Source organism: Mycobacterium sp. NGS11 (assembly GCF_059813315.1).
This window is the reverse complement of sequence record NZ_JCALEJ010000016.1, coordinates 55,368-67,609: the sequence shown is the minus strand read 5'-3', so window position 1 is coordinate 67,609 and position 12,242 is coordinate 55,368. Positions and strand designations below refer to the sequence as shown.

The window sequence follows — 12,242 nt, the reverse complement described above, 5'->3', positions numbered from 1 at the left end:
TGTGAAGCTAACCTCACACTCGAGCGCCGACGGCTAACCGGCCAATCGCAACGCGGCCTGGTGATCGTGGGTCGGGATGATTGTGACCGCATGCCGCGCCAGGTGTAGGCGCTGCAGGGTCTTGAAGGTCTCGTCACGATCCTCGTCCACCAAATTGCCTGGATAGCTTGACTTCTGCCGGATCTTGTCGATCTGCAAGTAGTGCCAGCCGGCGTCGCCCGCGATCAGGATCCATCCTCGTGCGGTGTGGGCGAGCACCCCGACGCTGCCCGGGGTGTGCCCGGCAAGGTCGACCAGCAGCACCGAGTGGTCGCCGAAGAGGTCATGGCTGGCGGTGAAGGTCAGCACCGGCGGACCGTCCAGGTCGTATTCGTTGACGGGCCGGTCGCGCAGCGAATCGCGCACGCCGCCGACGGGCGCGACGCCACCCGAGCCGATCCAGCTGTGCTCGCGGCGGTGCAGGTACACGGGGAGACCCGGTAGATCCAGCAGACCCGACACATGGTCCCAGTGCGCGTGGGTGGGAAGCGCGAAATCCAGGCGAGCGTCGGGCAGGCCGTTCAGTGCGGTGCGGGTGGGGATCGTGCCGGCCGGCGGGCGGACCGCCACCCGCAGCACGGCGGGCAGCTGGGCGATCGCTCGTCGCTCGACGTCGCCGCAGACCGCGGGGTCTACGATGAACGTCGCCGCCGGGTGGGTGACGACGAACGACGTGAGCGAGTTCTCGATGCGCGCCGGGGTGAAGGCGCCCTCCACGATGGCGGCGGTCGGCACCGGGCGCGGCAGTTGGGGCAGCGCCGTCACCGTCACGGTGCCGCCGGGATCCGGCAGACCCGCGTCGACGACGCTGCGCAGGAACCGCTCGTCGGGCCGCCTAGGGCGCACCATGCCCAGCACCAATCCCGCTGCCGCACCGCAGCATTGGCGCAAGCCGGGGGAGCGGACGGGGTCCGACGTCGTGGCGCGCGTCATGGCAGCTCCACCCGCACGATGACGCTGTCCGGCCACACGCCGCGATCGCGGGCGCGCCGCAGCTTCTCTCGCGCGCACAGGTCTCGGTGCACGTTGGTCACGCCGGGAAGCTTGATCAGCGGGAGAATGTTCCACTGCCAGCCGTAGCGCCGGTGCAGCACGCGGTTGGCGCGGGCGGCCTCGGCACCGGACAGCACCGTGGCGCGGCCGGCCACCGTCGTCGCGCCGGGGTGCACCTGGCCCCGGTAGTCGCACGGGACGAGTTCGACGCCACGGCGCGCGGCCAGCCGCCTGGTCTTCGGGCCGACCTTGGTCCGGAACAACACGCCGCCGTCGTCGTCGAACGCGAACCAGATCGGGGTGCCGACGGGCGTGCCGTCGCGGCGGAATGATCGCAGCAGGGCATAGCGAGAACGGTTGAGTTCCGCGTATCGGGGGATGGTCATGACGCCAGTCAATGACTTAGAGTTGGCTCTAAGTCAAGCATCCAATTCTCGGGAGATTGCGATGGCGCCAAGCCTGACGATCGGGGAGGTGGCGCGCCGGGCCGGGGTGGCCGCGACAGCGTTGCGTTACTACGAGCAGATCGGCCTGGTGCCCGAGCCGGCGCGGCTGGGCGGCCAGCGCCGCTACGACGACTCGATCCTGGCCCGCCTCGAGGTGATCGCGCTGTGCAAGTCCGCCGGGTTCTCGCTGGAGGAGATCCAGCTGCTGTTCGCCGACGACGCTCCCGGACGGCCGGTCAGCCGCGCCCTGGCCGAGGCCAAACTAGCCGAGATCGACGCGCACATGGAGTCGCTGGCGCGCGCCCGGGCCGTCATCGAGTGGGGGATGCGCTGCACGTGCCCCTCGATTGACGCCTGTACCTGCGGCATTCATCCACCCCACGTCGACAAGGAGTCCGCATGACCCATCCCATCGCGGTGCAGAACTTCTCCCACGTCTGCATCGGCGTCTCGGACATCGAGGCCTCCCTGGCGTTCTACACCGCGGTGCTGGGCATGGACGTGGTGTTCGACGTCGAACTCGAAGGCGCGGGACTGGATTCGGTCACCGGCGGTGCCGCCCAGCGGGGCCGCATGATCGGCGGGCTGATCGGGGCGGCGATGGTGGAGCTGTTGTCGTTGGGCGTGGTGCCCGAGTGCCCGAGCGGTCCGCACCTGGGCTACACCAACATGTCGTTTCGCGTCGACGATCTCGACGCCGCCTACGAGACGGTGACGCGCGAGCATGCCGGCGTCCGCGCCGAGCCGCCCGTCGACATCGGCGGCGTGCGGATGTTCTTCGTCTATGACCCCGACGGGACGCCGATCGAGCTGGTGGAACTGCCCGGCGGCGCGACGAGCACGGTGCAACTCTGGCGTCCCGGGTCGTGAACGTGCGAACTGGACGTAGGCTCACGAAGGCAGGGCTGATGTCGCGCCGCCGAGGAGGACGGAAATGACGACAGCGCAGGATCCGGTCACCTTCTGCGAGGCTTTCCAGCGCACCGCGTCGGTCGATCCGGAGGCCGTCGCGCTCCGGACGCCCGGCGACGCCCAGGTGTTGACGTGGCGAGAGCTCGCGACGCAGGTGCGCAAGGTCGCCGCCGGCCTGGCCGGCCTGGGGGTCCGGCGGGGCGACACGGTGTCGCTGATGATGGCCAACCGGATCGAGTTCTACCCGTTCGAGATCGGCGCCCAACACCTCGGGGCCACATCGTTTTCGGTGTACAACACGCTGCCGGCCGAGCAGCTGACGTACCTGTTCGACAACGCCGGCACCAAGGTCGCGATCTGCGAGGAGCAGTACGTCGACCGCATTCGCGCCAGCGGTGCGCCAATCGAGCACATCGTCTGCATCGACGGTACGCCGCCCGGCACCCTCTCCGTGGACGACCTGTATGGCGCCGCGCAAACGGATTTCGACTTCGAGGCGACCTGGCGGGCGGTGCGGCCCGAGGACGTCATCACCCTCATCTACACCTCCGGGACGACCGGCAATCCCAAGGGGGTGGAGATGACGCACTCCAGTCTGCTGTTCGAGGCGTACGGACTCGACGCCGTGTTGGGCAGCCGGTTCGGCGATCGAACCACGTCGTACCTGCCGTCGGCCCACATTGCCGACCGGATGATGGCCCTGTATCCCCTCGAGGTGTTCGGCACCCAGGTGACTCCCGTGGCTGACGCGGGTGCCGTTGCCGCGGCCCTGCCCGACGTGCGGCCCACTGTCTGGGGGGCCGTGCCGCGAGTGTGGGAGAAGCTCAAGGCCGCAATCGAATTCGTTGTCGCCAACGAAGCCGACGAGACAAAGCGCCAGGCGTTGCGCTGGGCGCTGTCGGTGGCCGGCAAGCGCGCCGACGCTCTGGTGGCCGGCCGTGAGATCTCGGAGGAGCTGGCCGCCGAATGGGCCCAAGCCGACGAGCTGGTGTTGTCGAAGCTGCGCGAGCGGCTCGGGTTCGGCGAATTGCGCTGGGCGGTGTCCGGCGCGGCGCCGATCCCCAAGGAGACGCTGGCGTTCTTCGCCGGGATCGGGATCCCGATCAGCGAGGTTTGGGGCATGTCGGAGCTGAGTTGCGCTGCCAGCGTGGCACATCCGGACGACACGCGGCTGGGCACGGTCGGCAAGCTGCTTCCCGGCCTCGAGGGCAAAGTCGCCGAGGACGGCGAATATCTGATCCGCGGTCCGCTGGTGATGAAGGGCTACCGCAAGGAACCCGCGAAGACCGCCGAGGCGATCGACGCCGACGGCTGGCTGCACACCGGCGACATCATCGAGGTCGACGCCGAGGGTTACCTGCGCATCGTCGACCGCAAGAAGGAGCTGATCATCAATGCGGCCGGAAAGAACATGTCGCCGGCCAATATCGAGAACGCCATCCTGGCTTCCTGCCCCATGGTCGGGGTGATGATCACCATCGGTGAGGGACGGCCGTACAACACCGCGCTGATGGTCTTCGACGCCGACTCCGTCGGCCCGTATGCGGCCCAGCGCGGGTTGACCGACGCCTCGCCCGCGGCCCTGGCGGCTGACCCGGAGGTGGTCGCGGAGATCGCGGCCGGGGTGGCGGCGGGCAACGACAAACTCTCCCGGGTTGAACAGATCAAGCGGTTCCGCATCCTGCCCACCGTGTGGGAGCCCGGCGGTGACGAGATCACGCTGACGATGAAGCTCAAACGCAAGCCGATCATGGCGAAATACGCCGACGAGATCGAGCAGCTTTATGCACCCGAACCGCATCCGGAGGTGCACGAGCCCGCCGAAGCCGCCAAGGTGCAGCCGGTATGAGCGGGGGACCGGCGGCGACCGCCCGGGAAATAGGCCGGCTGGGGGTGCGAAAGCTGTTGCAGCGCACCGGTATGTTCGAGGAATCGGCGTCACCGCTGTCGACGGATCCGGCCGAGGTCGTCGAATTGTTGAGCGCCCCATGGTATGACGACCGGCTGGTCGAGTTGGCCCGCCAGCTCGGGCGTGAGCCGGATAGCGTGCGCGCCGAGGCCGCCTGCTACCTGCGCGAAATGGCGCCCTCGCTCGACGAGCGGGCCGTGAAGGCGTGGCGCAGCTTCAGTTGCTGGCTGATGCGTGCCTACGATGTACTGACCGATGAGGACCAGATCGCGCACCTGCGCAAGCTGGACCGCAAAGCCACGCTGGCGTTTGCCTTTTCGCATCGCTCCTATCTCGATGGGCTGTTGCTGCCCGAGGTGATCCAGGCCAACCGGCTGTCGCCCGCGCTCACCTTCGGTGGCGCCAACCTGAACTTCTTTCCGATGGGCGCCTGGGCCAAACGCACCGGAACCATTTTCATCCGGCGGCAGACCAAGGACCTTCCCGTCTACCGTTTCGTGCTGCGGGCCTATGCGGCGCAGCTGGTGCAAAACCACGCCAACCTGACCTGGTCGATCGAAGGCGGCCGGACCAGGACGGGCAAGCTGCGGCCGCCGGTGTTCGGAATCCTGCGCTACATCAGCGATGCCGTCGACGAAATCGAGGGCCCCGAGGTGTATTTGGTGCCGACCTCGATCGTGTACGACCAACTGCACGAGGTGGAGGCCATGACCACCGAGGCCTACGGTGCGACCAAGCGGCCCGAAGACTTTCGCTTCCTGGTCCGCTTGGCGCGACAGCAAGGCGAGCGGCTCGGCCGCGCCTACCTCGATTTCGGTGAACCGCTGCCGTTGCGCAAGCGGCTCGAGGAGCTGCGCGCCGAGGAGGCCGGCACGGGCACTGAGATCGAACGGATCGCCCTGGACGTCGAGCACCGCATCAACCGAGCCACGCCGGTCACCCCGACGGCGGTGGTGAGCCTGGCGCTGCTGGGCGCCGATCGCTCACTGTCCATCAGCGAGGTGCTGGCCACCGTGCGGCCGTTGGCCAGCTACATCGCGGCGCGCAACTGGGCGGTGGCCGGCGCAGCCGACCTGACGAATCGCTCGACCATCCGCTGGACCTTGCACCAGCTGGTCGCCTCCGGCGTCGTCAGCGTGTACGACGCCGGCACCGAACCGGTCTGGGGCATCGGGGCGGAGCAGCACCTGGTCGCCGCGTTCTACCGCAACGCCGCCATTCATATCGTGGTCGACCGGGCGATCGCCGAGACTGCACTGCTGGCAGCCATAGAGGACGCCGAGGGTTCGGTGGACGGATTGGTGCAACCGACGGCTGTGCGCGACGAGGCGCTAAGCCTGCGCGAGTTGCTCAAATTCGAGTTCTTGTTCTCGGCGCGCGCGCAGTTCGAGAAGGAACTCGCCGACGAGGTGCGCCTGCTCGGGCGGGTCGATGACACCAGCAAGGCGGCCGGCGCGGCCGACGTGCGCGGGCTGCTGGAGAAGGCCGACGTCTTGCTGGCGCACCTCGTGCTGCGCCCGTTCCTGGACGCCTACCACATCGTCGCCGACCGCCTCGCCGCCTACGACGACGAATCATTCGACGAGAACGCTTTTCTGGCCGAGTGCCTCGAGGTGGGCAAGCAGTGGGAGCTGCAACGCAGGATCGCCAGCGCCGAATCGAGGTCGATGGAGTTGTTCAAGACGGCGCTGCGCCTGGCACGGCATCGCGAGTTGGTGGGCGGCGTCGAGGACCTGGATATCGCCCGGCGGCGTCGCGAGTTCGCCGACGAGATCGCGGCGGCTGTCCGGCGGGTCAACACCATTGCGGAGCTGGCCGGATCGCGCTGAGACGCTGTTTGCCGACGAGCGGCGGGGTTCACGGACCGTTAACGTTTGGTCGCGATAGTGCGTTGGCGAGGGATGGTCGGCATAGGCCGGTGGAGCGAGGATGTGATGAGCGAGAAATCCGGTGGGCAGTCCCGCCCGCTGATCGGCTATGTCACCCACGAGATCGCGCCCCCGATCGGCCCCGCGCCGATAGGCCGGACGTGGATGTCCGAGATTCGGCAGGGCTGGCCGCACCGGTGCCTGCCGATGCTGATCGCCAACCAGAGCGGCTGGGAGGTGCGCAACCGCAGCGCGTTCACCGCGACGTGGATGGGCGGCAACGACCGCGCGAACCTGATGATCGCGCCCGACACCCGCGAGAGCGGTCAGTTCCTGCCCTCCAGCCACTTCGGCTACGGCATCCTGACCTGGCACCTGCCGATGTTGTTTCGTACCCCGCCCGGCTACAACCTGCTGGTCCGTGGGCCGGCCAACCATCCGAAGGATGCCATCTCGCCGTTGGAGGGCATCGTCGAAACCGATTGGTCCAGTTCCAGTTTCAGCATGAACTGGAAGTTCACCCGCGAGTTCATGCCGGTGCGATTCGAGGTCGACGAGCCGATCTGCATGATCGTGCCGCAACGCCGGGCCGAGCTCGAGGAGTTCGCACCCGAGCTCAGGCCCATCGAATCCGACGAGGAGCTGTACGCAAAGCACGAGCACTTCCTCGGTTCACGTGGCGCGCTGGGCCGCGAGCAGGAAGACGCGGACAACGAGAAGGCGCCGTGGCAGGGCGATTACACGCGGGGCAGGCACAGCGACGGCGAGCCCGGTGCGGAAGACCACCAAACCCGCCGTCGCTTGCGGTCCTTCGCTACGCATCGGCCCGCGAACGGGGGCTAGGACGGAATCACTTCGCGGGCAGGGTAACCGCCGCGGTTCGTGATGTTCATGACCGCGGCGACCGCCTGCGCCGACGCGCCGGCCCACGCGATGTAGCCGTCGGGGCGCACCAGCACGGCCGGCCCGCCGTCGGCCCGCTCGGCCTGCAACGTCCCGGGTGTCTCAACCGGGGCGGCGCCGTATTCGCGGATGAGGACGAAGCCGCCGCCGCGCTGCAGGTGCGTCAGCCGCCCCTCGACGAGGGGGATAGCATCGGCGCGGGTGCCGACCAGGCCGCGCCGGCCGTAACGCAAGGCCGTGCCCGCGAAGCTGCCCCCGACGAAATCCTGCACCGCCGCAATCCGAAACAGGTTGGGCACCAGCAGATTACGCAGCCAGATCGCGGGCCGTCGATGCAGCGTCGCGCCGCGGGCGACCATGCCGGACTGCAACAGCACCCGCTTGCCGATCGGGTGGCGTTCGTCCTGGTAGGTGTCCAGCAGCCCATCGTCGGCGCCGCCGAGCACGGCGTCGAGCTTCCAGGCCAGGTTCGCCGCGTCCTGGATACCGGTGTTCATGCCCTGGCCGCCCATGGGGGAGTGCACGTGCGCGGCGTCGCCGGCCAGGAACACCCGCCCGTGCCGGTACTGCGCGACTTGCCTTTCGTCGCAATGGAATCGCGACTTCCAGCCGATCTCGATCACAGCGAAGTCGGTCCCCATGGCGCGGCCCAGGACGTCGACGATCTCGTCGTCGTCGACGGGCGCGCTGTCGGGCAGCTGGTGGTCGCGGTCCCATACCAGAGCCCGGTACCACGATCCGTCCTGGTCGTGACGGTTGTACGGGGCCAAGAAGCCCAGCACGTCAGCGGTGGTGCCCACCACCAACCCGCCGGCCGACGGGCGGTGCGCCAGCTTGACGTCGGCCAGCATGAGCGAGGTCAGCACCGTCTTGCCGGGAAAGCCGGCGCCCAGCAGCGTTCGGACGGTGCTGTGCGCGCCGTCGGCGCCGATCACGTAGCGCGCCCGCCACGTCTGCCGGTGCGCGGGGTCGTCGTCGCCCTTGGGGCGGGCGGTGACGGTGACGCCGTCGGCATCCTGCTCGAGTGCCACCACCTCGACGCCGCGCCGGATCTCGGCCCCTTCGGACACCGCGTAGCGGCGCAGTGCCGCGTCGACGTTGGTTTGCGGGGTGACCAAGACGAACGGGTAGGCGGAGTCGAGGCGGGTCAGGTCGAGGCGGGCCTTGGCGAACAGCGTGACGTCCGGTCCGCGCTGGCCTTGCGCCAGCAGTTGGTCGGCGGCGTCACGCGCGTCGAGGAGCTCCAGCGTCCGGGGCATGACGGCGAACGCGCGGCTGGTCGTGTTCTCGGCGGGCCAGCGCTCCAGCACGGTCACCGCCCGCCCGGCGCGGGCCAGGTCACCGGCGGCGGTCAGGCCCGTGGGGCCCGCGCCCACCACCAGGACGTCGACGTCGCGAACAGGGGTTGTGCTCATCGGATCGCTCCTTCCGGTTCGGGGTACCAGCGACGAATGTCGCCGGGGGTGGCTTGGGCTGCCCGGTTGAAGACGAATCGGCAGCCGGGCTGGGTCGCGTGCGCCATGTTGACGATCGACTCGAACAGCTGGGTGTTGCCGGCGACCAGGCGAATTCCGGCGCCGATCAGCACCGCGTCGTAGCGCTTGGCGCGCAGCCACTCGCCGGCCTTCGCGGCGCCGGGGGCGCCGAAGTCGATCAGGCAGTTGTCGACCTGGTAGCCCGCGGCGCGAAGCCCCGCGACATTGTCGTCGTTGGCGGCCCGCAGCACCTCCTTGGACAGGCCCGCGAACTGGGCGAACTCCCGTGACGAGTAGTCGATCACCTCGGGATCGAGCCCGATCTGGATGACGGTCACGGTCATGTCCGGCCTCCTCGATGAACCGATTCAACAACTGTTGAAATCAACGTAAGCGCATGTAGTAGCGATGTCAACAGTTGTTGAACTACAATTTTCGACATGCCCACCCGGGACGGCAAAGCCACCCGCGCGACAATCCTCAGTGCGGCGCGCAGCCTGTTCTCCGCCCACGGCTTCGAGCGGACCACTATCCGTTCGATCGCGGCCGAGGCCGGCGTCGATCCCGCGCTCGTCATGCACTACTTCGGCAACAAGGCCGACTTGTTCGCCGCGGTCTCCCGGCTCGACATCGACTTCCCCGACCTCACCGGGCTCGCCCCGGACCGCATCGCCGACGTCCTGGTGCCGTTCCTGGTACGGGTATGGGATCCGGACGGATCTTTCCTGCCGCTGCTGCGCGCTGCCGCAACCAACCGGGCCGCCGCCGACGCCCTACTGGAAGTGTTCGTCGAGAAGGTGGCGCCGGCCCTGACCACCGTCACTCCCGACCGCGCCGCTGAGCGCACCGCGATGGTGGGGTCGCAGGTGTTGGGAATCGCCATGGCGCGCAACGTTGTTGGCGTTCCGGCCCTGGTCGCGATGGACGACACGACGCTGACGGAGTGGCTGCGCCCGGTGCTCGCCCACTACCTCACCGGCTCGTTACCGTGATCGCGGGCGATCACAGCCGGGAAATCCGCGCCTAGAGTTGATGATATGCCGCTAGAAGGAGAGTACGAGCCGTCGCCATGGGATTGGTCTCGCGAGCAAGCTGACAGGTACGCCGAGTCGGGCGGGACCGAGGCCGCCGACATGAAGGGCAAGCCGATCATTTTGCTGACTACGGTCGGCGCCAAGACCGGCAAACTGCGCAAGACGCCGCTGATGCGCGTCGAGCACGATGGCGAGTACGCGGTGGTCGCCTCCCTGGGCGGGGCGCCGAAGAACCCGGTCTGGTACCACAACATCAAGAAGAACCCACGCGTCGAGCTGCAGGACGGCTCGGTGACCCGCGATTACGACGCCCGCGAGGTCTTCGACGACGAGAAGGCCACGTGGTGGGAGCGTGCCGTCGAGGCGTGGCCGGACTACGCCGAATACCAGACCAAGACCGACCGCCAGATCCCGGTGTTCGTGCTGACCCCGGTCGGCTGAATTCCAGAGTTGGTCGGCTGTCGTGGCACCATTGACCAGTGTCCGCCGAATTGAGCCGTCCCCCGAGCGTCTCGCCGTTATCCGCGGCTGACATCGACGGCGCGGCCAAGCGGATCGCCGCGGTGGTTACGCCGACCCCGTTGCAGTTCAGCGACCGGTTGTCGGCGATCACCGGCGCGCAGGTCTACCTCAAGCGCGAGGACCTGCAGATCGTGCGCTCCTACAAGCTGCGCGGCGCCTACAACCTGCTGGTCCAGCTGTCCGAGGCGGAGCTTGCCGCGGGCGTGGTCTGCTCGTCGGCCGGCAACCACGCGCAGGGCTTCGCCTACGCGTGCCGGATGTTGCAGGTGCGCGGCCGCGTCTACGTGCCGGCCAAGACGCCCATGCAGAAGCGCGACCGGATCCGCTACCACGGCGGGGAGTTCATCGACCTGATCGTGGGTGGCGCCACCTACGACCTCGCCGCCGAGGCGGCGCTGAGCGACGTGGAAAGCACCGGCGCCATCCTGGTGCCCCCCTATGACGACCTGCGCACCATGGCGGGCCAGGGCACGATCGCCGCGGAACTGCTCGACCAGCTCGACGGCGAGCCGGATCTAGTGGTCGTCCCGGTGGGCGGCGGCGGCTGCATCGCCGGCATCACCACCTACCTGGCCGAGCGCACCGACAACACGTCGGTGCTCGGCGTCGAACCGGCCGGCGCCGCGGCGATGATGGCCGCGCTGTCCGCCGGGGAGCCGGTGACGCTGGACGACGTCGACCAGTTCGTCGACGGCGCCGCGGTGCGCCGGGCCGGAGACCTGACCTACGCCGCCTTGGCGGCGGCCGGCGACATGGTGTCGATCACCGCCGTCGACGAAGGGGCGGTGTGCACCGCGATGCTCGACCTCTATCAGAACGAGGGCATCATCGCCGAGCCTGCGGGCGCCCTGTCGGTCGCGGGATTGCTGGACGCCGACATCGAGCCGGGTTCGACGGTGGTCTGCCTGGTCTCGGGCGGCAACAACGATGTGTCGCGCTATGGCGAAGTGCTCGAGCGCTCGCTGGTCCATCTCGGCCTCAAGCACTACTTCCTGGTCGACTTCCCGCAGGAGCCCGGCGCGCTGCGCCGCTTCCTCGACACGGTGCTCGGGCCGAACGACGACATCACCCTGTTCGAGTACGTCAAGCGCAACAACCGGGAGACCGGCGAGGCGCTGGTCGGCATCCAGTTGGGATCCTCGGCCGACCTGGACGGCCTGCTGGCCCGGATGCGCGCGACGGAACTTCACGTCGAGACGTTGAAACCGGGCTCGCCCGCCTATCGCTACCTGCTGTTCTAGGGCCTCCCCGCCGACATGCACCCACCGTCTGGACCCGGTGCCGCCGGTTTCGGGCTGGTCAGCGCCGCCACGGTAGCTTCGCTCGCGCTGCTTGGGTGGGCAGCGATCTGGGTCGCTCGCCGCGGGCCGCGGTTACGGGCACTCACGGCGCGGATGTCCGACGTTCCCGCGATCGGCGAAGCGATGCGATGGGTGCGGGGGCGAATCGGTCGGTTGCCCACCAGCGAAGTCGCCGGCATCTCAGTGCTTCTCGGGCTCGCCGCGGTCGTGTCGTTGGCGGTCGGCTTCACCGAAGTGCTCGACGACGTGCTCGAGGGCGACGGCATCGCCGGAATCGACCAGCCGACAACCGGGTGGCTTGCGGCCCACCGTGATCTATGGCTGACCAGCACCCTGCGGGTGGTCACCCACGCTGGCGGTCCCCTTCTGCTGGCGGCGGTCGCCTTGCCGATTTCCGTTGCCGCCGCCTGGCGATGCAGGTCGTGGCGGCCCCTGGTGCTTGCTCTCGTTTGTGGCGGTGGGATTCCCTTGATCCTCTTCACCGCCAAAGCCTTGGTGGGGCGGGAACGCCCGCCCGTGCCATTCGCCCTGGTCGACGCCGACGGGTATTCGTTTCCCTCCGGACACGCCACCGGCACCGCCGCGACCATGGCCATCACTGCGTGGATCCTGACCCGCTGGCTGATCCCGTGGTGGACCGGGCGCGTGGTGGTGTGGACGGCGGCGATCGGGTCGGTGTTCCTGATCGGGTTCTCGCGCGTCTATCTCGGCGTCCATTACCTCAGCGATGTGCTCGCCGGCTGGATGCTGGGCGTGGCTTGGGCCGGCGCCGTCATGCTCGCCGGATTCTGGTGGGACAACACCACGCGGACCGGCAAACGGCAGCCGGATCCGTGACGG

The 12,242-nt window shown here is 68.5% G+C and carries 13 protein-coding genes; 9 read left to right on the top strand and 4 right to left on the bottom strand.

Features of this window, described 5'->3' with window-relative positions; all coding sequences use genetic code 11:
- Positions 1–33: 33 nt before the first annotated feature.
- Positions 34–972, bottom strand: a complete 939-nt coding sequence (locus AC5Y4T_RS17980; RefSeq protein WP_499954633.1) for an MBL fold metallo-hydrolase — start codon at positions 970–972, stop codon at positions 34–36.
- Positions 969–1,418, bottom strand: a complete 450-nt coding sequence (locus AC5Y4T_RS17975; protein WP_499954631.1) for a PPOX class F420-dependent oxidoreductase — start codon at positions 1,416–1,418, stop codon at positions 969–971. The genes AC5Y4T_RS17980 and AC5Y4T_RS17975 overlap by 4 nt, the downstream gene beginning before the upstream one ends.
- A 61-nt stretch (positions 1,419–1,479) precedes the next feature.
- Here AC5Y4T_RS17975 and AC5Y4T_RS17970 point away from each other — a divergent pair, with 61 nt between their 5' ends.
- From AC5Y4T_RS17970 to AC5Y4T_RS17950, 5 genes are all read left to right on the top strand, one after another.
- On the top strand, positions 1,480–1,881 hold the full coding sequence (locus AC5Y4T_RS17970; RefSeq protein ID WP_499954629.1) for a helix-turn-helix domain-containing protein: 402 nt from the start codon (positions 1,480–1,482) through the stop codon (positions 1,879–1,881).
- A complete protein-coding gene (locus AC5Y4T_RS17965; RefSeq protein ID WP_499954627.1) occupies positions 1,878–2,348 on the top strand; it encodes a VOC family protein in 471 nt (156 codons plus the stop codon). Before AC5Y4T_RS17970 ends, AC5Y4T_RS17965 begins: the two co-directional genes overlap by 4 nt.
- Positions 2,349–2,412: 64 nt before the next feature.
- Positions 2,413–4,239 carry a fatty acid--CoA ligase FadD11 gene (gene fadD11, locus AC5Y4T_RS17960; RefSeq protein WP_499954625.1) on the top strand — a complete coding sequence of 609 codons (1,827 nt, stop codon included), beginning with the start codon at positions 2,413–2,415 and terminating at the stop codon, positions 4,237–4,239.
- Entirely contained in the window at positions 4,236–6,128 is a 1,893-nt protein-coding gene (locus AC5Y4T_RS17955; protein ID WP_499921689.1) for a lysophospholipid acyltransferase, read from the top strand. Before fadD11 ends, AC5Y4T_RS17955 begins: the two co-directional genes overlap by 4 nt.
- A 105-nt stretch (positions 6,129–6,233) precedes the next feature.
- On the top strand, positions 6,234–7,010 hold the full coding sequence (locus AC5Y4T_RS17950; protein ID WP_499954623.1) for a DUF6065 family protein: 777 nt from the start codon (positions 6,234–6,236) through the stop codon (positions 7,008–7,010).
- On the opposite strand, the gene AC5Y4T_RS17945 is transcribed toward AC5Y4T_RS17950, so the two are convergent.
- Positions 7,007–8,485 (bottom strand): FAD-dependent oxidoreductase, encoded by a 1,479-nt coding sequence (locus tag AC5Y4T_RS17945; protein WP_499954621.1) that lies wholly within the window; start codon positions 8,483–8,485, stop codon positions 7,007–7,009. The genes AC5Y4T_RS17950 and AC5Y4T_RS17945 overlap by 4 nt on opposite strands.
- A complete protein-coding gene (locus tag AC5Y4T_RS17940) occupies positions 8,482–8,889 on the bottom strand; it encodes a hypothetical protein (RefSeq protein WP_499954619.1) in 408 nt (135 codons plus the stop codon). Before AC5Y4T_RS17940 ends, AC5Y4T_RS17945 begins: the two co-directional genes overlap by 4 nt.
- A 96-nt stretch (positions 8,890–8,985) precedes the next feature.
- Between AC5Y4T_RS17940 and AC5Y4T_RS17935 the strand changes: the two genes are divergently transcribed.
- The 4 genes from AC5Y4T_RS17935 to AC5Y4T_RS17920 are packed head-to-tail and all read left to right on the top strand — an operon-like array spanning position 8,986 to position 12,239.
- Positions 8,986–9,537 (top strand): TetR/AcrR family transcriptional regulator, encoded by a 552-nt coding sequence (locus tag AC5Y4T_RS17935; RefSeq protein ID WP_499950767.1) that lies wholly within the window; start codon positions 8,986–8,988, stop codon positions 9,535–9,537.
- A 45-nt stretch (positions 9,538–9,582) separates the two neighbouring features.
- Complete coding sequence (locus tag AC5Y4T_RS17930) at positions 9,583–10,020, top strand: nitroreductase family deazaflavin-dependent oxidoreductase (protein WP_499954617.1); 438 nt, start codon at positions 9,583–9,585, stop codon at positions 10,018–10,020.
- Between the two features lie 38 nt (positions 10,021–10,058).
- Complete coding sequence (ilvA, locus tag AC5Y4T_RS17925) at positions 10,059–11,342, top strand: threonine ammonia-lyase (protein ID WP_499950769.1); 1,284 nt, start codon at positions 10,059–10,061, stop codon at positions 11,340–11,342.
- 15 nt (positions 11,343–11,357) lie between these two features.
- Entirely contained in the window at positions 11,358–12,239 is an 882-nt protein-coding gene (locus AC5Y4T_RS17920; RefSeq protein WP_499954615.1) for a phosphatase PAP2 family protein, read from the top strand.
- Positions 12,240–12,242: the final 3 nt, after the last annotated feature.

Coding starts and splice junctions, on each gene's coding strand:
- AC5Y4T_RS17980 (WP_499954633.1), bottom strand. CDS start 972: ATGACGCGCGCCACGACGTCGGACCCCGTCCGCTCCCCCGGCTTGCGC.
- AC5Y4T_RS17975 (WP_499954631.1), bottom strand. CDS start 1,418: ATGACCATCCCCCGATACGCGGAACTCAACCGTTCTCGCTATGCCCTG.
- AC5Y4T_RS17970 (WP_499954629.1), top strand. CDS start 1,480: ATGGCGCCAAGCCTGACGATCGGGGAGGTGGCGCGCCGGGCCGGGGTG.
- AC5Y4T_RS17965 (WP_499954627.1), top strand. CDS start 1,878: ATGACCCATCCCATCGCGGTGCAGAACTTCTCCCACGTCTGCATCGGC.
- fadD11 (WP_499954625.1), top strand. CDS start 2,413: ATGACGACAGCGCAGGATCCGGTCACCTTCTGCGAGGCTTTCCAGCGC.
- AC5Y4T_RS17955 (WP_499921689.1), top strand. CDS start 4,236: ATGAGCGGGGGACCGGCGGCGACCGCCCGGGAAATAGGCCGGCTGGGG.
- AC5Y4T_RS17950 (WP_499954623.1), top strand. CDS start 6,234: ATGAGCGAGAAATCCGGTGGGCAGTCCCGCCCGCTGATCGGCTATGTC.
- AC5Y4T_RS17945 (WP_499954621.1), bottom strand. CDS start 8,485: ATGAGCACAACCCCTGTTCGCGACGTCGACGTCCTGGTGGTGGGCGCG.
- AC5Y4T_RS17940 (WP_499954619.1), bottom strand. CDS start 8,889: ATGACCGTGACCGTCATCCAGATCGGGCTCGATCCCGAGGTGATCGAC.
- AC5Y4T_RS17935 (WP_499950767.1), top strand. CDS start 8,986: ATGCCCACCCGGGACGGCAAAGCCACCCGCGCGACAATCCTCAGTGCG.
- AC5Y4T_RS17930 (WP_499954617.1), top strand. CDS start 9,583: ATGCCGCTAGAAGGAGAGTACGAGCCGTCGCCATGGGATTGGTCTCGC.
- AC5Y4T_RS17920 (WP_499954615.1), top strand. CDS start 11,358: ATGCACCCACCGTCTGGACCCGGTGCCGCCGGTTTCGGGCTGGTCAGC.